Below are 26,508 nucleotides of genomic sequence, written 5' to 3'. Positions count from 1 at the left end.
ATGATTTGCAACTTATTTCAGATTTCTACTTGGGGAGTAGAAACCCTGACGGGTGACTTACTGCGGGGCGCACTTTACAAGCCTTTTCCTTTCAGTTCAACAGCCTGGCGAAAAAAAGGCCTCGCAATGCGAGGCCTTGTTTATTTCACAGGCATTACGGCTCAGCCAAAAACGATTTCGTCGTTTTCCACCTTGCCGAAAGCGGTCTCGCCCGGCAGGAAACGACCGGACAGAATCAGCTGCGCCAATGGGTTCTCGATCCAGCGCTGGATCGCTCGTTTGAGCGGCCTTGCGCCATACACCGGGTCGTAACCCACCGCGATCAACTTATCCATCGCCTCAGGGCTCAGCTCCAGCTTCAGCTCGCGCTCGGTCAGGCGACTGCGCAGGCGACCCAACTGGATCTCGGTGATGCCCGCGATCTGATCCCGCGCCAATGGCTCGAAGATCACCACTTCGTCTACCCGGTTGATGAACTCCGGACGGAAGTGGGTGGAAATCGCATCCATCACTGCCGCCCGTTGCGCTTCACGATCACCGACCAGTTCCTGGATCTGTACCGAACCGAGGTTGGAAGTCATGACAATCACGGTGTTCTTGAAATCCACCGTGCGGCCATGGCTGTCGGTCAACCGGCCATCTTCCAGCACTTGCAGCAAGATGTTGAACACGTCCGGGTGGGCCTTCTCGACCTCGTCCAGGAGGATCACCGAGTAAGGCTTGCGACGCACCGCCTCAGTCAGATAACCGCCCTCTTCATAGCCTACGTAGCCTGGTGGCGCGCCGATCAAGCGAGCCACGGAATGTTTCTCCATAAACTCGGACATGTCGATCCGCACCATCGCCTCTTCGGTATCAAAGAGGAACTCGGCCAGGGCCTTGCACAGCTCGGTTTTACCGACGCCGGTCGGGCCGAGGAACATGAACGAACCGCTCGGGCGATTCGGGTCGGACAACCCGGCACGGGAACGCCGCACCGCATTGGAGACCGCGATCACCGCTTCGTCCTGGCCGATCACACGCTGGTGCAACAGGCTTTCCATCTTCATCAACTTGTCGCGCTCGCCTTCGAGCATTTTCGACACGGGGATGCCGGTCCACTTCGACACGACTTCCGCAATCTCTTCTTCCGTCACTTTGCTGCGCAGCAACTGGTTTTCGCTCTTGCCATGCTGGTCGACCATTTGCAGGCTGCGCTCCAGGTCCGGGATGATCCCGTATTGCAGCTCGGCCATGCGGTTCAAGTCACCTTTACGGCGTGCGGCTTCCAGTTCCTGACGGGACTGTTCGATTTTCTGCTGGATCTGGGCCGAACCCTGGACTTCGGCTTTTTCCGCGTTCCAGATTTCTTCGAGGTCCGAGTACTCCCGCTCGTGGCGGACGATTTCTTCCTGGAGTTTTTCCAGGCGTTTCTTCGCCGCGTCGTCGCTTTCTTTTTTCAGTGCCTGGGATTCCACCTTCAATTGGATCAACCGGCGCTCCAGACGATCCAGCACTTCCGGCTTGGAGTCGATTTCCATGCGGATACGGCTGGCGGCTTCGTCGATCAGGTCGATGGCCTTATCCGGCAATTGACGGTCCGTGATGTAGCGATGACTCAGTTTGGCCGCCGCAATGATCGCGCCGTCGGTGATCGCCACCTTGTGGTGCACCTCGTAACGCTCCTTGAGGCCACGCAGGATGGCGATGGTGTCTTCTTCGCTCGGTTCTTCCACCAGCACTTTCTGGAATCGCCGCTCGAGGGCCGCGTCCTTCTCTATATATTGGCGGTACTCGTTGAGCGTGGTTGCGCCGACGCAGTGCAACTCGCCACGGGCCAGGGCTGGCTTGAGCATGTTGCCCGCATCCATCGAGCCTTCGCCTTTACCGGCGCCGACCATGGTGTGCAGTTCGTCGATGAACAGAATGATCTGCCCTTCCTGCTTGGACAGTTCGTTGAGCAGGGATTTCAGGCGTTCTTCGAACTCGCCGCGATACTTGGCGCCGGCAATCAGCGCGCCCATGTCCAGGGACAACAGGCGCTTGCCCTTGAGGCCATCCGGCACTTCGCCGTTGATGATGCGCTGGGCCAGGCCTTCGGCGATCGCGGTTTTACCCACGCCAGGCTCGCCGATCAGCACCGGGTTGTTCTTGGTACGGCGTTGCAGGACTTGAATGGTCCGGCGAATTTCGTCGTCACGGCCGATCACGGGGTCAAGCTTGCCTTCTTCAGCGCGCTTGGTCAGGTCGACGGTGTACTTATCCAGAGCCTGACGCGACTCTTCGTGGTTGGCATCATTGACGGCTCCGCCGCCGCGCAGGTTATTGATGGCGTTTTCCAGGGCTTTCTTGCTGACGCCCTGGCCGAGCAGCAACTTGCCGAGCTTGCTGTTCTCGTCCATGGCAGCGAGCAACACCAGCTCGCTGGAGATGAACTGGTCGCCCTTCTGCTGGGCCAGGCGATCGGCCTGGTTGAGCAGGCGCGCCAAATCCTGCGACATGTTCACGTCGCCGGTCGGGTTCTGGATTTTCGGTAGTTGGTCGAGCTCTTTGGTCAGCTCTTTGCGCAGGCTGTTGACGTCAAAGCCGACTTGCATCAACAGGGGTTTGATCGAACCACCCTGTTGTTCAAGCATGGCTTGCATCAAGTGCGCCGGTTCAATGCCCGGATGATCGAGGCCGACGGCCAGGGATTGGGCATCGGATAGGGCTAACTGCAATTTGCTGGTTAAACGGTCTATACGCATGGGTCACCTTCCTTTTGAGCAGGCCGGACCTAAAAAACCATCCTGAGTGAAGAAACCTGCCAGATACCTCACTAGATGCGGTCGATTCTGGGAGTTTCAAGCGTCATACAGTTGATGTAGATCAGGGAAGCTTAGTCTTCGAGCCAGACCAGGGAGGCAAACCGACCAGTGCGCGGACTGCGGCGGTAAGAAAAGAAGCGCGGATCGGTCACGGTGCAGAAACCACCACCATAAACAGCGGTGACACCGCGAGCGGCCAGACGCAAACGCGCCAGCTCATAGATGTCGGCCATGAACTTGCCGGCGTTCTGGCTCGGCACGAAGGCTTTAGTGGCTTCCGGCAATTGCCGGATGAAGACTTCCCGGACTTCCGGGCCGACTTCGAAGGCCTGCGGGCCAATTGCCGGGCCGAGCCAGACCAGCACGTCGGCGGGCGGTACGGCCAGGCTGTCGAGGGTCGCTTCCAGCACGCCCGCCGCCAACCCGCGCCAACCGGCATGGGCCGCGGCAACGCGCGTGCCGGCACGGTCGCAAAACAATGCAGGCAGGCAGTCGGCCGTCATCGCCGCGCAGGCGACACCGGGTGTTTGCGTCCAACTGGCGTCGGCGGTGGCCACCTGACTTGGGTCTGCATCGGCCACGACAATGCCGTGAACCTGTTGCAGCCAGGCCGGTTGAATAGAGAAATGATCGGTAAGGCGCCGGCGATTTTCGGCGACGGCTTCAGGGCTGTCGTCGACGTGATCGCCGAGGTTGAGGCTGTCGAACGGCGTCAGACTGACGCCGCCCGCACGGGTGGTCACACAGGCTTTCACCCCGGCAGGCGCAGGCCAGTCGGGAATCAGCCAGTCACTCATCCAATGAACGCCTCACGGTCTTGCTTGAGCAGGGTCAGCAACCAGACGAAGTCGTCCGGCAGCGGCGATTCCCAGCTCATGCGTTTACCGGTGGTCGGATGATCCAGCTCCAGGAACCGCGCATGCAGGGCCTGACGCGGGAACGCCTTCAACGATTCGACCATGGTCACACTGGCTGCCGGCGGGATGCGGAAGCGACCGCCGTAGGCAGGGTCTCCGACCAACGGGTAGTTGATGTGGGCCATGTGCACGCGAATCTGGTGCGTACGACCGGTTTCCAGCTTCACCCGCACGTGAGTGTGGGAGCGGAAACGCTCGAGCACGCGGTAGTGGGAGACGGCCTGCTTGCCACCTTCCATCACCGCCATGCGCTGGCGCTGCTGGCCGTGACGACCGATCGGCGCGTTGATCTTGCCACCGGCAGTCACTACGCCAATCACGATGCACTCGTAGATCCGGCTGACGCTGCGGCTCTGCAACTGTGTAACCAGCTGCGTCTGCGCTTGAATGGTCTTGGCCACCACCATCAGACCGGTGGTGTCCTTGTCCAGACGATGCACGATACCGGCGCGGGGCACATTGATGATGTCCGGCACGTGATGCAGCAAGGCGTTGAGCAGGGTGCCATCAGCGTGACCGGCAGCCGGATGCACCACCAGACCCGCAGGTTTGTTGATCACCAGGATGTCGTCGTCTTCATAGACGATGTCCAGTTCGATGTCCTGAGCGATCCATTCGCCCTGAGCTTCCTGCTCGGCAGTGAGTTCAAGAATGGCACCACCATGAACGATGTCTCGCGGGCGGATAACCGCCCCATCCACAGTCAGGCGGCCGTCTTTGATCCAGGCGGAAAGGCGCGAGCGCGAGTGCTCAGCGAATAATTGTGCGGCGACTTGATCGAGGCGTTGGCCGCCCAATTCGGACGGCACCTCTGCGCGAAGTTCAATTTTATCGGACATGCTCAGACTAGGCGTCGGCACAGCCTTTGGTTTCGGCTGCGCGCTTGTGGTTAAATACGGCGTCTTTTGCCCCGAGGCTATTCAACGGGGCGCTCATCATAACAGGACGGCCCCGCCCAAGACAGCGGCCGTCATAGGGACGCAAGCCGCCATGCAAGTGAAACACCTGCTGCTGATCGCCATCCTCGCATTGACCGCTGCTTGCTCATCGAAGGAAGTCGTAGACGAAAACCTTAGCGAAGTCGAGCTGTACCAGCAGGCTCAGACCGACCTGGACAACAACAGCTACACCAGCGCCACAGCCAAGCTGAAGGCCCTGGAGTCGCGTTATCCGTTCGGGCGCTACGCTGATCAGGCTCAACTCGAGCTTATCTACGCCAACTACAAGAACGCCGAGCCTGAGGCTGCCAAGTCTGCCGCCGAGCGTTTCATTCGTTTGCACCCACAGCATCCGAACGTGGATTACGCGTATTACCTCAAGGGTCTGACCTCCTTCGACCAGGACGTCGGCCTGCTGGCGCGCTTCCTGCCGCTGGACATGACCAAGCGTGACCCGGGCGCTGCCCGCGACTCGTACAACGAGTTCGCCCAGCTGACCAGCCGCTACCCGAACAGCCGCTACTCGCCGGATGCCAAGCAGCGCATGATTTACCTGCGCAACCTGCTGGCTTCCTACGAGATTCACGTTGCCGACTACTACCTGACCCGTCAGGCCTACGTTGCCGCCGCGAACCGTGGTCGTTATGTGGTGGAAAACTTCCAGGAAACCCCTTCGGTCGGTGACGGCCTGGCGGTGATGGTCGAGTCCTATCAGCGTCTGCACCTGGACGAACTGGCCAACACCAGCCTCGAAACCCTGAAGCTCAACTACCCGAACCACCCAAGCCTGGTGGACGGTCAGTTCAAGCCATCGGTCGACGAAGCGGACAACCGTTCGTGGCTGAGCAAGGCTACTCTGGGCCTGATCGAATCCCGTCCACCGCTGCCGCCGGGCGAAACCCGCGCCAACCAGGACGTGCAGAAGCAGTTCCAGGACGCGAAAGACTCGATTCCGAACGATCTCAAGCCTAAAGATGAAAACGGCGACGTGATCGAGGAAGAGCAACACGAAGCGGAAGGCAACAACAGCGACCGTTCGTGGTTCAGCTACATGACCTTTGGTGTGTTCGACTAACACCCAAGGCTGTGCAAAAAGGGAGACCCTCGGGTCTCCCTTTTTCATGGCGGCGATTTATTACGCTGTGCGCCCGTCATGTCCTTGGCTAAACTGCCTGATCATCATTCTTTAAGCAGCCCACCATGCTCCGTTTATTGTTCTGGATCGCCCTGATTGCCGCTGCGGTATGGTTCTGGCGCAAGTACAAGGGCCAGGCTTCAGCGCCCCGCTCCTCCGCCGAACTGGAAGCCGCCCCCATGGTGCGCTGCGCCCATTGCGGCGTGCACCTGCCGCGCGACCGCGCGTTGAGCCTTCAACAACAGTGGTATTGCAGCCAGGCCCACCTCGAGCAAGGCCCGGGCTCCAGTGATCGCTGAGGCTTCCGGCCCCGGCAGCAAACAGGCCCAGCGACTGCTGCGCCTCTACCATCTATACCGTTTAAGTGTCGGCATCACCTTGGTGCTGCTGATCTCCAGCAACATGGACAACCAGTTGCTGACGCTCGCCAATAACGATCTGCTGCGCAGTGGCAGCTGGTTGTATCTGGTGCTGAACATCCTGCTGGTGGTGTTCCTGGAGAACACCCGGCGCCCGGCGCAGCTGTTCAGTTTGACCCTGGTCGACGTCTTGCTGTTATGCGGCCTGTTCTACGCCGCCGGCGGTGTAGCCAGCGCCATCGGCAATTTGCTGATCGTGTCGGTGGCGATCGGCAACACCCTGCTGCGCGGGCGTATCGGCCTGTTGATTGCGGCGGTCGCGGCCCTTGGCATCGTCGGCTCAAGCTTCCTGCTGAGCTTCAGCCACCCCACCAGCCCCAGCGACTATCTGCAAGCCGGCACCCTTGGCGCGCTGTGCTTTGCCGCCGCGTTGCTGGTGCAAGGCTTGATCCGGCGCCTGGAAGTCAGCGAACACCTCGCCGAACAGCGGGCCAGCGAAGTGGTCGGCCTTGAGGCCCTCAACGCATTGATCCTGCAACGCATGCGCACCGGCATCCTTGTGCTCGACGACCAGCGCCGCGTGCAACTGGCCAACCACAGCGCCCTGTCCTTGCTGGGGCAGGAACGTCTGGATGGGGAACTGATCGATGATTACTCGCCAACCCTGGTCGAACGCCTGCAACTGTGGCTGAACAACCCGACCTTGCGCCCCCAGAGCCTGAAAGTCGCCCATTCCGGCCTGGAGTTGCAGCCGAGTTTTATTGCCCTGGACCAAAGCCCGCACCATCAGACCCTGATCTTTCTCGAAGACCTCGCCCAGATTGCCCAACAAGCCCAACAACTGAAGCTCGCCGCCCTCGGTCGCCTGACCGCCGGTATCGCCCACGAAATCCGCAATCCGTTGGGCGCCGTTAGTCACGCCGCGCAGTTGCTGCAGGAATCCGAGGAACTGAACGGCGCGGATCGACGTCTGACCCAGATTATTCAAGACCACTCTCAGCGAATGAATCGGGTTATCGAAAACGTCCTGCAACTGTCCCGCCGCCAGCAAACCGCACCGCAACGGCTCGACCTGAAGCCTTGGCTAATGCAGTTCGTCGAAGAGCCCCGTGAAGCCGCGAGCGAACGCCAGCACATTCACCTGCGCATCGGCCTGGGCCACTTCACAACGCTGATGGACCCGAACCAACTGACGCAAATTCTCGACAACCTGTTGCGCAACGCCTGGCGGCACAGCGCCTTGACCCATGACAGGGCCGAGGTCTGGCTTGAGCTGTTTATCGACGCCGACAGCCAGTTACCGGTGCTCGAAGTGCTGGACAACGGTCCCGGCGTGGCACCGGACCAGCAAGTGCACCTGTTCGAACCGTTCTTTACCACCAGCACCCAAGGCACCGGCCTTGGGCTCTATCTGTCCCGTGAGCTGTGCGAAAGCAACCAGGCCCGCCTAGACTTCAAACCACGCCAAGGCGGCGGCTGCTTTCGCATCACCTTTGCACACGGACGGAAACAACGTTGAACATGAGCCCACAGCAGAAAGTCCTGATCGTCGACGACGAGCCGGATATTCGCGAACTCCTGGAAATCACCCTGGGACGGATGAAACTCGACACCTTCAGTGCCCGTAACCTCGGCGAAGCCCAGGCCCTGCTGGGCCGGGAGACGTTCGATCTGTGCCTGACCGACATGCGCCTGCCCGATGGCACTGGCCTGGAGTTGGTGCAACACATCCAGCAACGTTACCCCCAAGTGCCGGTGGCGATGATCACGGCCTACGGCAACCTGGAAACGGCGATCAACGCCCTCAAGGCCGGAGCCTTCGACTTCCTGACTAAACCGGTGGACCTCACCCGCCTGCGAGAGCTGGTCACCAGCGCCCTGCGCCTGCCCGCACCGGGTGGCGCCAGCACCGCGATTGATCGCCGCTTGCTCGGCGATTCACTGCCGATGCGCAGCCTGCGTAAACAGATCGATAAACTGGCCCGCAGCCAGGCCCCGGTGTACATCAGCGGCGAATCCGGCAGCGGCAAGGAACTGGTCGCCCGCCTGATCCACGAACAAGGCCCACGCGCCAGCCGACCTTTCGTCCCGGTCAATTGTGGGGCGATACCGTCGGAACTGATGGAAAGTGAATTCTTCGGCCATCGCAAGGGCAGTTTCAGCGGCGCCATCGAAGACAAGCCCGGACTGTTCCAGGCGGCCCATGGCGGCACCCTGTTTCTCGACGAAGTGGCTGATCTGCCACTGGCCATGCAGGTCAAGCTGCTGCGGGCGATTCAGGAAAAAGCGGTGCGCAGCGTCGGCGGACAACAGGAAACCGTGGTCGATGTGCGCATCCTCTGCGCCACCCATAAAGACCTCGACGCCGAAGTCAGTGCCGAACGTTTTCGCCAGGATTTGTACTATCGCCTGAACGTGATCGAATTGCGGGTCCCGCCCTTGCGCGAACGCCGGGACGATATCGAGACCCTGGCCAGCCACGTGCTCAAGCGCCTGGCGGCCGGCACCGGCCAACCCGCCGCCAAGCTGCACCCGCAAGCCGTCGAAGCGCTGAAAAGCTACCGCTTCCCGGGCAATGTGCGGGAGTTGGAGAACATGCTCGAACGCGCCCACACCTTGTGCGAGAACAAACAGATCGAAGCCGCCGACCTGCGCCTGGCCGAAGGTAACTGCGCCGCCGAGGCTGGCGTGCCGGACCTGACGCGGATCGACAACCTGGAGGATTATCTGGAAAACGTCGAACGCAAACTCATCCTCCAGGCGCTGGAAGAAACCCGCTGGAACCGCACGGCGGCGGCACAGCGGTTGAATCTGTCGTTTCGGTCGATGCGCTATCGGCTCAAGAAGCTGGGATTGGATTGACCGCTTAAAAGATCGCAGCCTTCGCCAGCTCCAGGAGCACAGGTTTCCCCCGATGGCTGCGATCCTGTGATGACGCCTTCGCGGGCAAGCCTCGCTCCTACCAGGTTTGTGGCGTCCGCGGTATCTTGCTCTTCGCCTTAAATTCGCCCCACTGGTGCATACGGCGCCGGATCAATGATCGGCGCCCTGCCCAGCATCACATCCGCAAACAACTGGCACGACGCTGGCGCCAGCACCAATCCGTTGCGGTAATGCCCGCAGTTGAGCCACAGCCCGGCAAACCCCGGCACCCGGCCAATATACGGAATACCTTCCGGCGAACCCGGCCGCAGCCCGGCCCAATGCCCCACCACCTCGGCCTCCGCCAACGCCGGGATCAACTCCACGGCCGAGGCCATCAGGCTTTCCAGCGCCGACTCGGTCGGGGTCTTGTCGAATCCCTCGTGCTCCAGCGTGCTGCCGATCAGGATATGCCCGTCGCGGCGCGGAATCGCATAACGGCCCTTGGCCAAGACCATGCTCGGCAAAAAGTCAGCCGCGCACTTGTAGAGAATCATCTGGCCTTTGACTGGCTCGACCGGCAGTTCCAAACCAAGACTCTTGAGCAGATCACCGCTCCAGGCACCCGCCGTCAGCACCACCTGGTCGCCATGAATAGCGCCCGAGGACGTCTGTACCCCGACCACCGCGTCGCCGTCACGGATAAACCCGCTGACTTCGCACTGTTCATGGATCGTCACGTTCGGCATTGCCAACAGGGCTGCCTTCAGGGATTTCACCAGCCGCGGGTTGCGCACGTTGGCGACATCGGCCATGTAGATGGCCCGGGAGAAACCGCCGCCCAGAACCGGCACTGCGTCATGGGCCGCCGAGATATCCACAGCCCGCAGCGGCCGGTTCTCGTGCTTGGCCCACGCCAACGCCTCGGCTTCATCATCGAGGTCCAGCCAGTACAGGCCGGTGGTGTGCACTTCGGGGTCGACGCCGGTGGCGGCAAACAGCCGCTCACCCAGCTGTGGATAAAAGTCCTGGGACCAGTGAGCCAGCGCGGTGACCGCCGGGCTATAGCGCCACGGGTACAGCGGCGAAACAATGCCGCCCCCAGCCCAGGACGATTCCTGGCCGACGTTCGAGCGATCCAGCAGCACAACGCTCTGCACTTCGGACGCGAGATTGAACGCGGTCAGCAGGCCAATCACCCCGCCGCCGACAATCACCACTTGCTGTTGCCTGCTCATGTTCTGATCCAACCGTTCAATAGACAGGGGACGCAAAAGGCGCCCGAAAAGGAAACTCAGCGGCCCCAGCAATCCTTGGTGGTAGCCGTGGCGTTGAGCATGCTTCTGACGCCGGTATTGGTGATCGTGAAATCCCCACACTTGTCGGTCGCCATGCTCGTACCCGACTTGCGCACCGCCGTCAGCGTAAAGGCCTGATCGGTAAGGGTCGGGGTGATGGTGTAAAAGTCGTTACCTGCGCTCAGGCCGGTGGCGCCGGTATAGACATTGCTCTTGGAATAGAACCGCTCAAGAATTTGCGCCTGTTCGGACAGCAGCCCGGTCACCTCGGCGCGCCGGCCCTTTTTCATGTACTCGGTGAAGCTCGGGTAGCCAATGGTGATAATGATTCCGATGATCGCAATCACGATCATGATTTCGATCAGGGTAAAACCTCGGTTGGATCTGCGCATTGCCTCAACTCTCACTTACTGTATTTGTCGCCACATGATGCGACGGCTGCCGCCACCGCCGGTTTTTTCCACCAGGGAGGTAATGCCGCCACTGGAGTCGTTCACAATTTTGCGGGACGCATTGTTGACGATCGCGTTCAGCGTCGGAATACCACCGGTGAAAATCACCCCGCTGGAAATCGAGTCAGTGCTGTCGACCAGCCCGTCGCCATTGGTGTCGAGCACCGCGTAGTTGAGCATCTTACCGCTGAATGCATCCAGCTCGACCAGCTTGCCGGTGCCGAAACTGGCGCAAGGGTCGGTGGTGTCGACGCTGGCCGTGGTGAACACGACCCGACCGGCCACCAGGCTGGCCTGATTGATCACCCGCTCACCGGTCAGCACGTTGTTGTACACCAATGGCAGATACCAACCCTTCTCTGCCGGGTAGGTCGTGTCATTCTGGCTGGTGGTAATGAATTGCCCGCCAGTGCTGCCGCTGGTAACCCCGGTCACGGCCTGGGCCTGCAGGCTCGACACGGTCAACTGACCCGATCCGCCATCGGCGTCCCATACCGAATAAAACGCCTGAAGATCCTTGTTGGTCTTGTCGATGGCCTCATTGAACTTCCCGGTGCCGAAAAACACTTGCTTGCCACCCAGAGAGTTGTCGGCCAGCAACGGTTGCGCGGTAATCGGCTGCGTGGCACCCCCCGGCGCCGTGAACAACGGCTTGCCGGAAAAGGCGACGCCCCAGGTGTCCGTCGTGGCGCCGCTCAGGTCGAACTTCCACAGACGTCCTTTCAGGTCGCCGCCATACGCGGCCTGCACTACGTTCTGCGAGTTGACCCTGAGCTTCACCGACGACAGGCCATTGGTGGTTTCCGTGTTGTCGATAACGATTTTCCTGATCAGCGAGCCGTCGCGCACATCCACCACATACAATGCCGCCACCCCCGAATTGCTCCCGTAGCCATTGGAGATGAAGGCCGCCCAGCGCCCATCGGCCAAGCGTGCCACTTCCGGGCGTGCATAGGCATAACCCAGGTCATTGAAAGCGTTCGCCGTGTTCGCCGTGGCCGGTGCGCTGATTTCCCACAATGCCTTGAAGACGTTGCCCGCCGACGCATCGAACAACTGCACCGCGTAGAACGTCTTGCCGCCCGCCCCTACCCCGCCCAGGGCCAGGGTTTTCCAGGCGCTGCTCAATTGCGCATCGAACACCCCGACCTGACCGTCCACCAGAAACTTGTGGCTCACGCCGTTGATGTAGGTGGGATCGGCGATGTAGCGCAACGACGGCAGCACGCTGGAGGGCATGTAGGCATACCGCCGGGCACCGTTGGCGGCGTTGATGACATTGAGGAAGCCATCATTGGCGTTGACCACCAGACTGGGGCTCATGTTGGCGGCTTTGGTCGCCAGGTAGGTGGTGTAAGTGGAATCGCCCACCAGGTCCGACGCGGTCTGATCCGTGGGAGAAGCCAGCGCCAGCGGCGAGTTGATGATGTCGCCGAGTAAAACCGAGCGTACTTTCAAGCCAGTCTTGTTGGTGCCCTTGCTCCACTCCACCAGGTCATTGCCGACAATCCCGGTCGGCAGGCTCTGGCTGAGTGAAGTTTGCTGGGCCGGGGAAAAGTTGCTGTAGGCCAGGGTTATCGCGGCGTTGGTCAGGGTGTTCCAGGACTGGTAAGTCGGCGCCGTGGCACCGGGCACGATGGCGGTGTCGGTGGTCCATAACACCGAGGCGGTGTTGACCGAACCGTTGGCCGTGAAGCCGTAGGACTTGATAGTGCCGCGCCAGTCCTTTGGATCGTAGCTGGTCTGGAAGTAACTCGAACCACTGGCCACCGTAGTGCCGCTGGTGACACCGCTACCGCCCGATCCGGCCTTGGAGGTGATGTTGCTCAAAGCGGAAGACAGCGCCGTGTTCAGGCCGGCGGCATCGTTAGCCTGGTAATACAGGCCCTGGCCGTAAGCGGCGGCATCCGACAGCATCGGGTTGGCCGCGGTGAAACCCACGGTGTACGTGTTCATGTACTGCTTGGGAAAATCCGCCGCCGTCCAGCTTTTGCCGGCCAGGTCAGTGCCGGTCGAACGCATGTCGATATCGAAGGCGAACTTGGCGATGTCGTCCAGGTACAGGGTATCGCCCTCATCATCGCCTGCGATGTTATTGCCGTCGTTGTTGATTCCGTCCCAGTTGGGCAAGCGAGTGCCACCCAGTGGATCGCTGGTCGGGAACGTGCGGTCGTAGGTCGGCAAACCGTCGGTGACGACCACGCCGTAGTTCTTCTGGCAGCGGTACTGGATCGGGCTGGTGTAGGTCGTCGGCGTGGTGTTGTAGTACGGCGCCATGCCGCGAAAGTAGCGGGTGATTTCGTAATAGGTTTCGGCCAGCGGCGTGTTGGCCACGGCGCCGAGGCCGTTAATCGAGCTGATCAGGGCGTTGTAGTTGGTGTCCGCCTGGGCCTGGGTGACGCTACCGGTGACGACCGCCAGGTCACTGACGGCGCGGGCGATGTAACCACCGTTTCCGGAGTTGGTGCTGGTGGGCGAGTTGAACGTGGCCAAGCCAATCCGCAAGCCGCGGTTGCTCGTCACCAAGGCGCTGGAGACGTTGCGCGCCACGTTGATGCGGTAATCGTTGGGAATCGAGCCGTTAGTGAAATCCCGGTTACTGCCGTTTGCCAGTCCCACCAGGTAGGAGAGGTAGTCGTCGGTGTAGCGGGTATTTTCATTGCCGACAGGATCCGGGAGCTTGATGCATTGCGGGGTCAGGCTGTTGTTGTAGAACGCGTAGGCCCCCCCGGAACAGCCGGAGGTCGGCAGGCTGGAGAGGAAGATCGAGTTGCCGACGATGTCCGAGGAGCTCAGGCACAGGCCGATAAACGCATTACATTGCCGGGCCGGCGTGCGATTGACGGTCGGATCGAACCCCGCCGCGAAGATGATGGTGTTCATGCTCCCCGAATCGTCGATCAACAACATGACGTTCGGTGGCACCGCCGCCGCGCTCAACAACGGTGAGTCCGAGGGCGTGAAGGCGTAGGCCGGCGCCGCCAGATAGAGGCTCAGCAACGCACCGAAAAGCACCTGCGCCCACCCTCGGCGCCAGCCACCGCGAGCATCAATACTTGGCATAGATGCTCTCCACCACACTGCGAATGTTATTACCGACGATGCCGACGGCGGTGACCCGATACAGCGTCGCCGAGGAGTTGCTCGGGATGTTGACGGCGCCCGTGGTGGTGCCGATGTTCTGTACCCCATAAAAACCGCCGCCCGCGGCAATCCAGGTGACCCCGGACGTGGAATTGAGCCCGGCACCGGTCACGGTCGAGGATTCCGCCGGCGGCGCGCATTGCGCCGTGGTGCCGCACACCGCCAGGGTGTAGGTCGCCAGTTGCACCGCGCTTTCACCCATACGCAAGGCCGCCTCAGCCAGTTGGAAGGACTGATTGCGCAGGGTCACGCTACCGGCCATTTTTTCCTGGAGGGTCGCGTTCTGCATCGACGAAATACCGATCACCGTCAGCAGCAACAGAAATACCAGGCTGACCAGCAAGGCCATGCCTTGTTGGCGTGTTTGCATGTTTGTCGGGGCTCTCATCCTGCGCTCACTTACTGCAGCCGGTTGCGCAAAGCGGCAACGGCGGTGAAGGTCTGGTTGTGCACGCGATTGTTCGGATCGAATAACGTCAGGGTCAGGCGCACACTGCGGATCAGCGCGGGATTGGTCGGGTTGGCGGTGTAACTGGAGGCGGCCACATCCGTGGTGCTCGTGGCGACGCCGAACAACAAACTGAATGCACTGACGTTATTGATCAAAACGGCTTGGGTCGGCGTGCCGTGCCCAGAGCCCATCAACAGCTGATTGGCTGTGAAGCTGTAAATCAAGCGACGTATCGGGAACGCCATCTGCCCGGACGCCGGGGCTCGCAAGTCCGTGTACGCCGTGGCGCTGGTTTTACAGTCAGTGAGCACGGTCCAGGTTGGCGTACCGCCACCGCTCCCGACGTCAGCCGTGATCAGCGTCAGCTTGAGATTGGCGTTATCCCAACTGATCGGCGCCAGCTGACTGGCGTTGAAGTCACCTGCGGTACTGGCATCCGTCACCGTCCCCAGGCAGCCAAACATCCCGACCATGCGGATTTCCTGAATCATCTTGCTCAACACGAACCGCGCGTCTTCCTGCATCCCGGCGGCGATGTTCTGGCTGACGTAGGTGTTCTTGGCCGAGATGAACACCTGCGCCACGCCCAGCACCACGATCAGGCTCAGCGCCAGGGCGATCAACAACTCGATCAGGCCGAAACCTCGGCTGGATTGCTTCATGGGGTCGCCACTGGATCGGCTACAGCACGACTGGTCAGGACAAAAACACGACGCGTGTTGGCGACATTGGCGGCTCGCGAGTCATCCCAGGTAATAGTGATGGTGTACACCCGCTGGTTCAGTGCCACGCTGCCGGTGGCAGTCGCCCCGCCAAAATTGACGATATTGGTGGTGAAATCGAAGAGGTCCTGGTCCCGCGCGACGCTCAGGTTGCCCGAGGTCGGAGGCGTGACGGTGTAATCGGCGCCGGAGTTGGCACGGATGCGATCCATCATGTCATAGGCGATAAAGCTCGCCTGAGTGGTCATTCGCGCGCTGTCGGTGTACTTGAGCGCATTGAGCTGAATCGCCGCCGCCCCCAACAGCCCCACGGTCAGAATCAACAACGCGACCAATACCTCGATCAGCGTCATGCCCTCCTGTGCTCTCTTGCTCCGTTCCCTCATCCGCAACTTCCACCCAATAGAATCCGTCCGTTCAAGCACACGTTCAGCGTCCTGCTTTGCGCCCCCAACCTATAAGTGATCACCACCGCCGTGGACGGTGCCGACAAACCGCCCAGATTGTTGAAATCGATGGCGGTCACTCCTGAGGTTAGCGCCAGAGTGGCGCCGCCGCTCATCGCTGGAACAACCCGTAATATATTGGCCGGAGTGCCAGTACTGTCGTAGACCGCCAGTTCGCCGGTCCAGACGCTGCCACCCGCCGTCGGCCGCAGGCGTGTGGTCACGCCACGGTCGATGGCCTCCAGCCGTGCGTAATTGAGCGCGCGCTGCAAGTCGCCAATGTCGGTATCAGCCCGGGTGCCCTGTATCGAACGGGTAAACATCGGCACCGCCATCGTGATCAGGATCAGAAAAACCGCGAGGGTGACCAGCACCTCGACCAGCGTGAAACCTTTTGTACGATGATCCATCGGTGCCCTCCGTTGCCGTCGGCTATACCTGCTTCTACACGCTAGAACATTCGACCGGCAGATGTACGGTTGTTTTGCCATTACTCGCGCACGGATGGCGCGAACCGCACCGCTCCACGGAGGGAAATGCATGCATCAACGAGGCTTCAGCCTGATCGAACTGCTTATGGGACTGGCAATTGCCGGGATTGTTCTGCTGTTGGTCAGTCCGGCGTTCGGAGCGCTGGTGGAATCCAATGATCGAGAGGTGGCCGCTCAGTCACTGATCAGTGGCATTCGCAACGCCAGGACGGCGGCCCTCACGCACAACCAGAACGTGGTGATCCATGGCATCAATGGCGACTGGAGCCAGGGTTGGCGGATTATTCTGGATATCAGTGGCAAGGGGCCTGAAGACAGCAGGAATCCTCTGCTGATGGAGCACGGGAGTGGCGCTCAAGTGCCGATTGTCGGCAATTGGCATGTCCAGCGCTTTGTACGCTTCAGCCATCTAGGCCAACCGTTGATGCCCGGCCGGGCCTTTCAAGCAGGGACATTGCACCTGTGCGCGCCCCGGGAGCCGGTCAGCCACCTGCGGGTGGTGCTAGCCGCGACGGGCCGCGTGCGCCTGGACAGCAAAAAGACTGAGCAGGCGCTGTGTGCGCAGGAGAAAAGGCTTAAAGCAAAGAACGCACGCGCAACTCTTTAGGCATGGAGAAGGTGATGTTCTCCTCGCGACCGGACAGTTCATCGGCACCGGTAGCGCCCCAGGCCTGCAACTGCTGGATCACGCCACGCACCAGTACTTCCGGTGCGGAGGCGCCAGCGGTGATGCCGATACGCTCGACGCCATCGAACCAGCTCTTTTGCAGGTCTTCGGCACCGTCGATCAGGTACGCCGGCGTAGCCATGCGTTCGGCCAGTTCACGCAGGCGATTGGAGTTGGAGCTGTTCGGGCTGCCGACCACCAGCACCACGTCGCATTCGTCGGCCAGTTGCTTGACGGCGTCCTGACGGTTTTGCGTGGCGTAGCAAATGTCGTCCTTGCGCGGGCCACCGATGGCCGGGAAGCGCGCACGCAGGGCGTCGATCACGCGGCTGGTGTCGTCCATGGACAGGGTCGTCTGGGTCACGAACGCCAGTTTGTCGGGGTTGTGCACTTGCAGCGTGGCGACGTCTTTTTCGTCTTCGACCAGGTAGATCGCGCCGCCATTGCTGCCATCGTACTGGCCCATGGTGCCTTCGACTTCCGGGTGACCGGCGTGGCCGATCAGGATGCACTCGCGACCGTCACGGCTGTAGCGCGCGACTTCGATGTGCACTTTGGTCACCAGCGGGCAGGTGGCGTCGAACACTTTCAAGCCACGGCCGGCCGCTTCGGTACGCACAGCCTGGGAAACGCCGTGGGCACTGAAGATCACGATGACGTCGTCCGGCACCTGATCCAGTTCTTCAACGAAGATCGCACCGCGGGAGCGCAGGTCTTCGACGACGAATTTGTTGTGGACCACTTCGTGGCGCACGTAGATCGGCGGCCCGAAGACTTCCAGGGCGCGGTTGACGATTTCGATCGCCCGGTCCACGCCGGCGCAGAAGCCACGGGGGTTGGCGAGTTTGATTTGCATGCTGTGCCTCGTGTCTTGCGCGCAAGAAATAGCGAAAACAATGAAAAACCACTGTGGCAACCGGCTTGTTGTGGCGGGGGGGGCTTGCCCCCGTTCGATTGCGCAGCAATCGTAAATCAGTCATCGCAAGCTCATTCAAGATTGCGGCGGCTGGTTTTAGGGGCGCTTCGCACCCCAACGGGGGCAAGCCCCCTCGCCACACAAGCCCGCTCCTACAGTTGACCGTGTTGGGTCAGTTACAGCGATTTGACGTCGATGATCTCGACGTCAAAGGTCAATGTCTTGCCCGCCAGCGGGTGATTGAAGTCGATGGTGACCTGGTCGTCATCGAATTCTTTCACGATACCGGGCAATTCAGTATTGGCCGCATCGTTGAAGATCACCAGCAAACCCGGCGACAGGTCCATGTCCTTGAACTGCGAACGCGGGATGACCTGCACGTTTTGCGGGTTGGGCTGGCCAAACGCGTTTTCCGGCGCAATGGCCAGTGTACGTTTGTCGCCCGCCTTGAAGCCGAACAGTGCCGCTTCGAAACCTGGCAACAGGTTGCCGTCACCGACCTTGAAGGTCGCCGGGGCTTTATCGAAGGTGCTGTCGACCGTGTCGCCGTTCTCCAGGCGCAATGCAAAGTGCAAGGTGACTTCCGTGTTCTGGCGGATGCGTTGCTCAGCCAATACCTGTTCAGTCATGAACGGTTTCTCCGGTTTTCTTGCTTTTGAACATATCCAGCGCAAGCATTACCGCACCGACGCTGATGGCGCTGTCGGCAAAGTTGAACGCCGGGAAATACCAGCGGTTCTGCCAATGCACAAGAATGAAATCGATCACATGGCCCAGGGCGATGCGGTCATACAGATTGCCCAGCGCCCCGCCCAGCACCAGCGCCAAAGCGATGGCCAGCCAGGTTTCGTTGCGGCCCAGGCGTTTAAGCCAGACCACCAGCACCGCACTGACCACTACCGCGATCAACGCAAACAACCAGCGCTGCCAGCCGGAGCTGTCGGCCAGGAAGCTGAACGCCGCGCCGGTGTTGTAGGCCAGGGTCCAACTGAACAAATCGGGGATCACCACGATTTGCTGGTACATCTCGAGCTTGCCTTCGAAGTAGAACTTGCTGGCCTGGTCAATGACCAGGACCAGCACGCTCAACCAAAGCCAGCTCAGCCGTCCGAAACGGCCAGCCGCGTTAGGCATAGTGACGAACCTCGCCCGCGCCGCTGATGTTGTCGACGCAACGACCGCAGATTTCCGGATGCTCCGGGTTCACGCCGACGTCTTCACGGCAGTGCCAGCAACGGGCGCACTTGGCGAAGGCCGACTTGACGATCTTCAGCTTCAGGCCGCTGACTTCGGTGACTACGGCATCGGCCGGAGCCTGTACGAATGGCGCAACGCTGGCGGTCGAAGTGATCAGGACAAAGCGCAGTTCGTTGCTCAGCTTGGCCAGGTCGGCGCTCAGCGCCTCTTCGGCGAACAGCGTCACTTCGGCTTGCAGGTTGCCACCGACAGCCTTGGCCGCGCGCTGGATTTCCATTTCCTTGTTGACCGCGACCTTCACCGCCATGATCCGCTCCCAGTAGGCGCGGCCCAGCTCGACGTTGTCCGGCAGTTCGGTCAGGCCTTCGTACCAGGTGTTGAGCATCACCGATTCGTTGCGCTCGCCCGGCAGGTATTCCCACAGTTCGTCAGCGGTGAAGGCGAGGATCGGCGCGATCCAGCGCACCAGCGCTTCACTGATGTGGTACAGCGCGGTTTGCGCCGAACGACGGGCCTTGCTGTTGGCGCCAGTGGTGTACTGGCGGTCCTTGATGATGTCGAGGTAGAAACCGCCCAGCTCCTGCACGCAGAAGTTGTGGATCTTGGAGTAGACGTTCCAGAAGCGGTATTCGCCGTAGTGCACTTGCAACTCGCGTTGCAGCAGCAGGGTGCGATCCACGGCCCAACGGTCCAGGGCGAGCATTTCTTCGGCCGGCAGGATGTCGGTGGCCGGGTTGAAACCGGTCAGGTTCGAGAGCAGGAAGCGCGCGGTGTTACGGATCCGCCGGTAGGCGTCCGCACTGCGCTGCAGGATCTGGTCGGAAACCGCCATTTCACCCGAGTAATCGGTGGAAGCGACCCACAGACGCATGATGTCGGCGCCGAGTGTGTCATTGACCTTTTGCGGCGCGATCACGTTGCCCAGGGACTTGGACATCTTGCGACCGGACTCATCCACAGTGAAACCGTGGGTCAGCAGTTCGCGGTACGGCGCGTGGTTGTCGATGGCGCAACCGGTCAGCAACGACGAGTGGAACCAGCCACGGTGTTGGTCCGAGCCTTCCAGATACAGGTCGGCACGCGGGCCGGTCTCGTGGCCCATCGGGTGCGAACCGCGCAGGACGTGCCAGTGCGTGGTACCCGAGTCGAACCAGACGTCGAGGGTGTCGCTGATCTTGTCGTACAGCGGCGCTTCGTCACCGAGCAGCTCGGCCGCGTCCATCTTGAACCAGGCTTCGATGCCTTCGACTTCGACGCGTTTGGCGACTTCTTCCATCAGCTCGGCGGTGCGCGGGTGCAACTCGCCGCTTTCCTTGTTCAGGAAAAACGGGATCGGCACGCCCCAGTTGCGCTGGCGGGAGATGCACCAGTCCGGACGGTTGGCGATCATCGAATGCAGGCGCGCCTGGCCCCAGGCCGGGACGAACTTGGTTTCTTCGATGGCTTTGATCGCGCGCTTGCGCAGGGTTTCACCCGACGTCGGCTCTTTGTCCATGCCGATGAACCACTGCGCGGTGGCGCGGTAGATCAGCGCGGACTTGTGGCGCCAGCAGTGCATGTAGCTGTGGCTGATGATGGCGGTGTGCAGCAGCGCACCGACTTCGGTCAGTTTGTCGACGATGACCGGGTTGGCCTTCCAGATGAACTGGCCGCCAAAGAATTCCAGCGACGGCACGTACACACCGTTGCTTTGCACTGGATTGAGGATGTCATCGTTGACCATGCCATAAGCTTTGCAGGTCACGAAGTCGTCAACGCCATAGGCCGGGGCGGAGTGAACCACGCCAGTGCCAGCGCCCAGTTCGACGTACTCGGCCAGGTAAACCGGCGACAGGCGATCGTAGAACGGGTGACGGAAGTTGATCAGCTCCAGCGCTTTACCGGTGGTGGTCGCAATGACCGAACCTTCCAGGTTGTAGCGGGCCAGGCATGACTCGACCAGCTCTTCAGCCAGCACCAGCAGTTTGTCGCCGACATCGACCAGGGCGTAGTTGAATTCCGGGTGGACGTTCAGCGCCTGGTTGGCCGGGATGGTCCACGGGGTGGTGGTCCAGATCACGATCGACGCCGGTTTGGCCAGGGACGACAGACCGAAAGCGGCAGCCAGCTTGGCTTCGTCGGCGATCGGGAACGCCACGTCGATGGTCGAGGAGTCTTTGTTCTCGTATTCGACTTCCGCTTCAGCCAGGGCCGAGCCGCAGTCGAAGCACCAGTTCACAGGCTTGAGACCCTTGAACACGAAACCGCCCTTGACGATTTCGGCCAAGGCACGGATTTCACCGGCCTCGTTCTTGAAGTCCATGGTCTTGTACGGGTTGGCGAAATCGCCCAACACGCCCAGACGGATGAATTCGGATTTCTGGCCTTCGATCTGCTCGGTGGCGTAGGCACGGCACAGTTCGCGGGTTTTATCCGCGCCCAGGTTCTTGCCGTGGGTCACTTCGACTTTGTGCTCGATCGGCAGGCCGTGGCAGTCCCAGCCCGGAACATAAGGCGCATCGAAACCCGACAGGGTCTTCGAGCGGATGATCATGTCCTTGAGAATCTTGTTCAGTGCGTGACCGATGTGGATCGTGCCGTTGGCGTACGGAGGGCCGTCGTGCAGAACGAACTTCGGACGATCCTTGCCAATCTCGCGCAACTTACCGTACAGGCCAATACTGTCCCAGCGCTGCAGAATCTGCGGTTCGCGCTGTGGCAGGCCGGCCTTCATTGGGAAGGCGGTGTCCGGAAGGTTTAGCGTGGCTTTATAGTCGGTCATTTAAGGCTCTTCATTAGCGATTGGCGCTAGGTGCGACAGGGCACGGGCGGCGGCGACATCCGCATTGATCGCCGTCTTAAGCGCCTCCAGAGAGGCGAAACGCTGCTCTTCACGCAGCTTGTGGTGGAAAACCACCGTCAAACGCCGGTCATACAGATCGCCGGCAAAATCTAAAAGATGTACTTCGAGGTGGGCCTTGCCATCCCCCTGGACCGTGGGCCGTACGCCGATATTGGCAACGCCGGGCCAGGTCTTGCCGTCGATGTCGACATTGACCAGGTACACCCCGGACAACGGCACGCGACGACGCTTGAGCTGGATGTTGGCGGTCGGTGTTCCGAGCTGGCGCGCCAGCTTCTGGCCATGCAGCACCCGCCCGGTAATCTGGAACGGCCGCCCCAGCAGGCGCTCGGCCAAGGCAAAGTCGGCAGCGGCCAAGGCATTCCGCACTTGGGTGCTGCTGACGCGAATACCGTCCAGCTCGACGGTTTGCGCCGCTTCGACGGTAAAACCCTGGAGGACGCCGGCCTGTTGCAGGAAATCGAAATCCCCGACACGGTCGCAACCGAAACGGAAATCGTCACCGACCTCCAGATGCTGCACGCCCAGGCCATCCACCAGAATCGTATCGACGAATTCCGCGGCGCTGAGTTTGCTCAGACGATGGTTGAACGCCAGGCACAGGACCCGATCGACGCCTTCGTCGGCCAGCAGCTGCAGTTTGTCCCGCAGCCGGGCCAGACGGGCCGGCGCCGTGTCGGGCGCAAAAAATTCCCGCGGCTGTGGCTCGAAAATCACCACGCAGCTGGGCACGCCCAACTCGAGCGCACGCTCACGCAGCCTGACCAGGATTGCCTGGTGACCACGGTGAACACCGTCAAAGTTGCCAATAGTGGCGACACAGCCCCGATGCTGGGGGCGCAGATTGTGGAGGCCTCGAACCAGCTGCATAACGCGCTTCTTGCTCATAAAGTGGTCGATTATAACCACACCCGGCGGCCGACGACAGGCAACACCGTAACCCAAAGTGATCGAGCCGACAAAACTGCCGGCCCGCCCGTGTTTATTCAGGCTTGCGCCTCAGCTCAACGCCTTGCGATTGAAGTCGCGCAAACGGAAGCCCATCAGCAGCAGCATGCCGAAATACGCCACCACGCCAGCCACCACCAAGGCGCCCAGGCGCAGGAAACGCTCAAGCATGTGCCCCTGATCCCAGGCCGGCATGAAATGCATCCCGGCGAGCAACACCGCCGACATCACCAACACCGCAACGACAAGCTTGAGCCCGAACTTCCCCCAGCCCGGTTGCGGCTGGTACATCTGCTGTTTGCGCAGTTGATAGAACAACAGCCCGGCATTGATGCAGGCGCCGATGCTGATGGCCAGGGCCAGACCGGCATGGGCCAGCGGGCCGATCAGCACCAGGTTGAACAATTGCGTGACGATCAGGGTGAAGATCGCGATTTTTACCGGCGTGCGGATGTTTTGTTGCGCATAAAAGCCCGGCGCCAGCACTTTGATCACGATAATCCCGAGCAAACCGACCGAATAAGCGATCAATGCCCGCTGGGTCATAGAGGCGTCAAGCGCGCTGAATGCGCCATACTGGAACAGCGAAACCGTCAGAGGCTCGGCCAGAATCCCCAACGCAAGCGAGCACGGCAGCACCAGCACGAAGCACAGGCGCAGGCCCCAATCGAGGATGCGTGAGTATTCCTGGCGATCCTTGCCGGCGTAGGTCTTGGCCAGGGTCGGCAGCAAAATCGTGCCCAGCGCCACGCCCAGCACGCCGGACGGCAATTCCATCAGGCGATCGGCGTAATACATCCAGGACACGGAGCCGGCCACCAGGTACGAGGCAAAGATCGTGTTGATGATCAGGGAAATCTGGCTGACGGAAACGCCAAGAATGGCCGGCAACATCTGCTTCATCACCCGCCAGACGCCCGTATCGCGCAGGTTCAGGCGCGGCAGCACCAGCATGCCGATCTTTTTCAGGTGTGGCAGCTGATACAGCAATTGCGCCAGGCCACCGGCCAGAACGGCCCAGCCAAGCGCCATCACCGGCGGATTGAAGTACGGCGTCAGGAACAGCGCAAAAATAATCATGCTGACGTTCAGCAGCGTCGGCACAAAGGCCGGCACCGAGAAACGGTTATAGGTATTGAGGATCGCCCCGGCCAATGAAGACAGGGAGATCAGCAATATATAAGGGAACGTCACCCGCAACAGGCTGGACGTCAGCTCGAATTTCTCCGGGGTATCGGTAAAACCCGGCGCTGTGGCCCAGATCACCCAGGGCGCGGCGATCATCCCCAGCGCCGTGACCAAGGCCAGCACCAGGGTCAGCAGACCCGAGACGTAGGCAATGAACGTTCGCGTCGCCTCCTCGCCCTTCTGGCTTTTATATTCGGCAAGAATCGGCACGAAGGCCTGGGAAAAGGCGCCCTCGGCGAAGATCCGCCGCAGCAGATTGGGCAGTTTAAAGGCGATAAAGAAGGCGTCGGTCGCCATCCCCGCACCAAATGTACGTGCGATAAGCGTGTCACGAACGAACCCCAGAATCCGGGAAAGCATCGTGATAGAGCTGACGGCGGCCAACGATTTGAGCAGATTCATTGAAAGAGTTTGTGCCTGTCGATAAACAGCAGGCGAACAAAGCGCCTACTTATGCGATACTCCGCGCCGCAGCAGCACAGAGCCAAAGCTCGCGAGTTTACAGGTCAAGCGCCGGAAATAAATATCCCGCCTCTTTATACCTACCACTTAGCGGAACGTCTCAACCGCCCTTGACAAGACATCAACTCATCGGCATGATTCGCGGCCTATTTTGTTTGCTATTTCCTAAAAAGTCTTTCGAGGAGCTCGACGGTGGCCAACACACCTTCCGCCAAAAAACGTGCAAAACAGGCTGAGAAGCGTCGCAGCCACAACGCCAGCCTGCGTTCCATGGTTCGTACCTACATCAAGAATGTAGTTAAAGCCATCGACGCAAAAGACGCTGAAAAAGCTCAAGCTGCTTACGTTCTGGCCGTGCCAGTTATCGACCGTATGGCCGATAAAGGCATCATCCACAAGAACAAGGCTGCTCGTCATAAGAGCCGCCTGAACGGTCACGTCAAGGCTCTGAACCTTGCTGTTGCCGCTTAAGCTACAAGCTTGTTAAAAAACCGACCTCAGGGTCGGTTTTTTATTGCCTGCGATTTGGCTTTTATTTCAGTGAGTATTGCGGCGGCCGACCTGACGCTTTCGCGGGCAAGCCTCGCTCCTACAGGGTTGTGTCGCATACCCCGCAGGAGCGAAGGCGATTTTCAAATCACTGATGAGGCCACGGCAGAATCGGAATCGCCGTCACCGCATTCTGCGGACTGCCTTCAATCAAGCGGTCGCTGTAGACCAGGTACACCAGCGTATTGCGCTTCTTGTCCAGGAAACGCACCACCTGCATGGTCTTGAACACCAGCGAAGTGCGCTCCTTGAACACCTCATCGCCATCCTTCAGCTCGCCCTTGAAGTTGATCGGCCCCACCTGACGACACGCCAGGGATGCCTCAGCACGATCTTCAGCCAGCCCCAAACCACCCTTCACGCCGCCAGTCTTGGCCCGCGACAGATAGCAAGTCACGCCTTCGACTTTCGGATCGTCAAACGCCTCGACCACAATTCGGTCATTCGGGCCGACAAATTTGAACACTGTCGACACCTGACCGATCTCTTCTGCCGAAGCCAGCAACGGCATCGCCAGCAACAAGCCCAATAATCCCTTTGCAACGCGCATTCAGTTTTCCTTCAGACCAGGATCAGGTTATCGCGGTGAACCAGTTCCGGTTCCGCCATATAACCCAACAGACCGACAATCGCCTCAGACGACTGCCCGATGATTTTTTGTGCTTCCAGAGCGCTGTAATTGGCCAGACCCCGGGCGATTTCCCGACCGTCCGGCGCCACGCACACCACCATTTCGCCACGACGGAAGCTGCCCTGAACCAATTTGACGCCGACCGGCAGCAAACTTTTATTGCCCTTGGACAATGCCGTGACAGCGCCCGCATCCAGCACCAGGGTGCCACGGGTTTGCAGATGCCCGGCCAGCCATTGCTTGCGCGCCGCCAGCAGGCCGCGCTCAGGCGACAATAACGTGCCGATGCGCTCGCCCGCCTTGAGGCGATCAAGCACGCGCTCCAGGCGCCCGCCGACGATGATGGTGTGCGCCCCGGAACGCGCTGCCAGCCGCGCCGCACGCAACTTGGTCTGCATACCACCGCGACCCAGCGCACCGCCGGTGCCACCCGCCACCGCATCCAGCGCCGGATCATCGGCACGAGCTTCGTAAATCAGGTTAGCGTCGGGGTTGTTGCGCGGATCAGCATCGAACATGCCGTCGCGATCAGTCAGGATCACCAGCAAATCAGCCTCGACCAGGTTGGCCACCAGCGCCGCCAACGTGTCGTTGTCGCCGAAACGGATTTCGTCAGTGACCACGGTGTCGTTTTCGTTGATCACCGGGATAACCTTGAGATCCACCAGCGCGCGCAAGGTGCTGCGGGCGTTCAGGTAGCGCTTGCGGTCGGACAGGTCGTCGTGGGTCAGGAGAATCTGCGCGGTATGCCGGCCATGCTCGGCAAAGCTCGACTCCCAGGCCTGCACCAGCCCCATCTGACCGATGGCGGCAGCCGCCTGCAACTCGTGCATTGCACTGGGTCGTACGGTCCAGCCCAGACGGCTCATGCCGGCCGCCACTGCCCCAGAGGACACCAGCACCAACTCAACGCCCGCCTCATGCAAGGCCACCATCTGTTCAACCCAGACACCCATTGCCGCGCGATCCAGGCCCTTGCCGTCCGCCGTCAGCAAAGCGCTGCCGATCTTCACGACCCAACGCTGCGCACCTGTCACCTTGCTCCGCATCATCTTCAACCTTAGTTTGAGGGCAGTGCGACCTGGCACTGCCCGTAACGTTATTCGT

General features: G+C 60.6%; 24 protein-coding genes. 6 read left to right on the top strand and 18 right to left on the bottom strand.

Features of this window, described 5'->3' with window-relative positions; all coding sequences use genetic code 11:
• Positions 1-161: 161 nt before the first annotated feature.
• From clpB to rluD, 3 genes are all read right to left on the bottom strand, one after another.
• Positions 162-2,726 carry an ATP-dependent chaperone ClpB gene (clpB, locus tag FQ192_RS25600; protein WP_149661041.1) on the bottom strand — a complete coding sequence of 855 codons (2,565 nt, stop codon included), beginning with the start codon at positions 2,724-2,726 and terminating at the stop codon, positions 162-164.
• A 131-nt stretch (positions 2,727-2,857) separates the two neighbouring features.
• A complete protein-coding gene (gene pgeF / locus FQ192_RS25595; protein ID WP_149661040.1) occupies positions 2,858-3,583 on the bottom strand; it encodes a peptidoglycan editing factor PgeF in 726 nt (241 codons plus the stop codon).
• Positions 3,580-4,542, bottom strand: a complete 963-nt coding sequence (rluD, locus tag FQ192_RS25590) for a 23S rRNA pseudouridine(1911/1915/1917) synthase RluD (RefSeq protein WP_007942311.1) — start codon at positions 4,540-4,542, stop codon at positions 3,580-3,582. The genes pgeF and rluD overlap by 4 nt, the downstream gene beginning before the upstream one ends.
• Before the next feature lie 151 nt (positions 4,543-4,693).
• Between rluD and FQ192_RS25585 the strand changes: the two genes are divergently transcribed.
• The 4 genes from FQ192_RS25585 (at position 4,694) to FQ192_RS25570 (ending at position 8,997) form a co-directional block, all read left to right on the top strand.
• Positions 4,694-5,716: an outer membrane protein assembly factor BamD gene (locus tag FQ192_RS25585; RefSeq protein ID WP_149661039.1), complete on the top strand. Its 1,023-nt coding sequence runs from the start codon at positions 4,694-4,696 to the stop codon at positions 5,714-5,716.
• 125 nt (positions 5,717-5,841) lie between these two features.
• Positions 5,842-6,075, top strand: a complete 234-nt coding sequence (locus FQ192_RS25580; RefSeq protein WP_133837696.1) for a PP0621 family protein — start codon at positions 5,842-5,844, stop codon at positions 6,073-6,075.
• Positions 6,065-7,654 (top strand): PAS domain-containing sensor histidine kinase, encoded by a 1,590-nt coding sequence (locus FQ192_RS25575; protein ID WP_149661038.1) that lies wholly within the window; start codon positions 6,065-6,067, stop codon positions 7,652-7,654. The genes FQ192_RS25580 and FQ192_RS25575 overlap by 11 nt, the downstream gene beginning before the upstream one ends.
• A 2-nt stretch (positions 7,655-7,656) precedes the next feature.
• Positions 7,657-8,997: a sigma-54 dependent transcriptional regulator gene (locus FQ192_RS25570; protein ID WP_149661037.1), complete on the top strand. Its 1,341-nt coding sequence runs from the start codon at positions 7,657-7,659 to the stop codon at positions 8,995-8,997.
• 137 nt (positions 8,998-9,134) lie between these two features.
• Here FQ192_RS25570 and thiO read toward each other — a convergent pair whose 3' ends face one another.
• Genes thiO through FQ192_RS25535 form a run of 7 tightly spaced genes read right to left on the bottom strand, consistent with a single transcriptional unit; the run spans position 9,135 to position 15,920 of the window.
• The gene (gene thiO, locus FQ192_RS25565) at positions 9,135-10,235 is read right to left on the bottom strand and encodes a glycine oxidase ThiO (RefSeq protein WP_149661036.1); all 1,101 of its coding nucleotides are present in this window, start codon (positions 10,233-10,235) and stop codon (positions 9,135-9,137) included.
• Positions 10,236-10,291: 56 nt separating this feature from the next.
• Positions 10,292-10,687, bottom strand: coding sequence for a type IV pilin protein (locus FQ192_RS25560; protein WP_149661035.1), 396 nt, complete (start codon positions 10,685-10,687; stop codon positions 10,292-10,294).
• A 15-nt stretch (positions 10,688-10,702) separates the two neighbouring features.
• Positions 10,703-13,810: a pilus assembly protein gene (locus tag FQ192_RS25555; protein WP_149661034.1), complete on the bottom strand. Its 3,108-nt coding sequence runs from the start codon at positions 13,808-13,810 to the stop codon at positions 10,703-10,705.
• A complete protein-coding gene (locus FQ192_RS25550) occupies positions 13,797-14,261 on the bottom strand; it encodes a PilX N-terminal domain-containing pilus assembly protein (protein ID WP_256672371.1) in 465 nt (154 codons plus the stop codon). The genes FQ192_RS25555 and FQ192_RS25550 overlap by 14 nt, the downstream gene beginning before the upstream one ends.
• Positions 14,262-14,290: 29 nt before the next feature.
• A complete protein-coding gene (locus tag FQ192_RS25545; RefSeq protein ID WP_149661032.1) occupies positions 14,291-15,004 on the bottom strand; it encodes a PilW family protein in 714 nt (237 codons plus the stop codon).
• Positions 15,001-15,450, bottom strand: a complete 450-nt coding sequence (pilV, locus tag FQ192_RS25540; RefSeq protein ID WP_149661031.1) for a type IV pilus modification protein PilV — start codon at positions 15,448-15,450, stop codon at positions 15,001-15,003. The genes FQ192_RS25545 and pilV overlap by 4 nt, the downstream gene beginning before the upstream one ends.
• Positions 15,447-15,920 carry a GspH/FimT family pseudopilin gene (locus FQ192_RS25535; RefSeq protein WP_149661030.1) on the bottom strand — a complete coding sequence of 158 codons (474 nt, stop codon included), beginning with the start codon at positions 15,918-15,920 and terminating at the stop codon, positions 15,447-15,449. The genes pilV and FQ192_RS25535 overlap by 4 nt, the downstream gene beginning before the upstream one ends.
• Before the next feature lie 130 nt (positions 15,921-16,050).
• Here FQ192_RS25535 and FQ192_RS25530 point away from each other — a divergent pair, with 130 nt between their 5' ends.
• Positions 16,051-16,608, top strand: a complete 558-nt coding sequence (locus FQ192_RS25530; RefSeq protein WP_149661029.1) for a GspH/FimT family pseudopilin — start codon at positions 16,051-16,053, stop codon at positions 16,606-16,608.
• Here the strand turns inward: FQ192_RS25530 and ispH are convergent.
• From ispH to murJ, 6 genes are all read right to left on the bottom strand, one after another.
• The gene (gene ispH / locus FQ192_RS25525) at positions 16,577-17,524 is read right to left on the bottom strand and encodes a 4-hydroxy-3-methylbut-2-enyl diphosphate reductase (protein ID WP_149661028.1); all 948 of its coding nucleotides are present in this window, start codon (positions 17,522-17,524) and stop codon (positions 16,577-16,579) included. The two genes, FQ192_RS25530 and ispH, sit on opposite strands and share 32 nt — an antisense overlap.
• 236 nt (positions 17,525-17,760) lie before the next feature.
• A complete protein-coding gene (gene fkpB / locus FQ192_RS25520; RefSeq protein WP_178129233.1) occupies positions 17,761-18,198 on the bottom strand; it encodes an FKBP-type peptidyl-prolyl cis-trans isomerase in 438 nt (145 codons plus the stop codon).
• 7 nt (positions 18,199-18,205) lie between these two features.
• Positions 18,206-18,718: a signal peptidase II gene (lspA, locus tag FQ192_RS25515; protein ID WP_149661026.1), complete on the bottom strand. Its 513-nt coding sequence runs from the start codon at positions 18,716-18,718 to the stop codon at positions 18,206-18,208.
• Positions 18,711-21,542 (bottom strand): isoleucine--tRNA ligase, encoded by a 2,832-nt coding sequence (ileS, locus tag FQ192_RS25510; protein WP_149661025.1) that lies wholly within the window; start codon positions 21,540-21,542, stop codon positions 18,711-18,713. Before ileS ends, lspA begins: the two co-directional genes overlap by 8 nt.
• Entirely contained in the window at positions 21,543-22,493 is a 951-nt protein-coding gene (ribF, locus tag FQ192_RS25505; protein ID WP_149661024.1) for a bifunctional riboflavin kinase/FAD synthetase, read from the bottom strand.
• 129 nt (positions 22,494-22,622) lie between these two features.
• The gene (gene murJ, locus FQ192_RS25500) at positions 22,623-24,161 is read right to left on the bottom strand and encodes a murein biosynthesis integral membrane protein MurJ (RefSeq protein WP_149661023.1); all 1,539 of its coding nucleotides are present in this window, start codon (positions 24,159-24,161) and stop codon (positions 22,623-22,625) included.
• A gap of 252 nt (positions 24,162-24,413) precedes the next feature.
• Between murJ and rpsT the strand changes: the two genes are divergently transcribed.
• The gene (gene rpsT, locus FQ192_RS25490) at positions 24,414-24,692 is read left to right on the top strand and encodes a 30S ribosomal protein S20 (RefSeq protein WP_008154937.1); all 279 of its coding nucleotides are present in this window, start codon (positions 24,414-24,416) and stop codon (positions 24,690-24,692) included.
• 166 nt (positions 24,693-24,858) lie between these two features.
• Here rpsT and FQ192_RS25485 read toward each other — a convergent pair whose 3' ends face one another.
• Together FQ192_RS25485 and proB are read right to left on the bottom strand one after the other, a co-directional pair.
• The gene (locus FQ192_RS25485; RefSeq protein ID WP_149661022.1) at positions 24,859-25,320 is read right to left on the bottom strand and encodes a CreA family protein; all 462 of its coding nucleotides are present in this window, start codon (positions 25,318-25,320) and stop codon (positions 24,859-24,861) included.
• A gap of 11 nt (positions 25,321-25,331) precedes the next feature.
• Complete coding sequence (gene proB, locus FQ192_RS25480; RefSeq protein WP_149661021.1) at positions 25,332-26,450, bottom strand: glutamate 5-kinase; 1,119 nt, start codon at positions 26,448-26,450, stop codon at positions 25,332-25,334.
• Between the last annotated feature and the right edge of the window lie 58 nt (positions 26,451-26,508).

The sequence above is a fragment of the Pseudomonas sp. ANT_J12 genome (assembly GCF_008370045.1).
Classification (GTDB): domain Bacteria; phylum Pseudomonadota; class Gammaproteobacteria; order Pseudomonadales; family Pseudomonadaceae; genus Aquipseudomonas.
The sequence above is the reverse complement of the archived record's forward strand: the minus strand, read 5'-3'. Positions and strand labels throughout refer to the sequence as shown.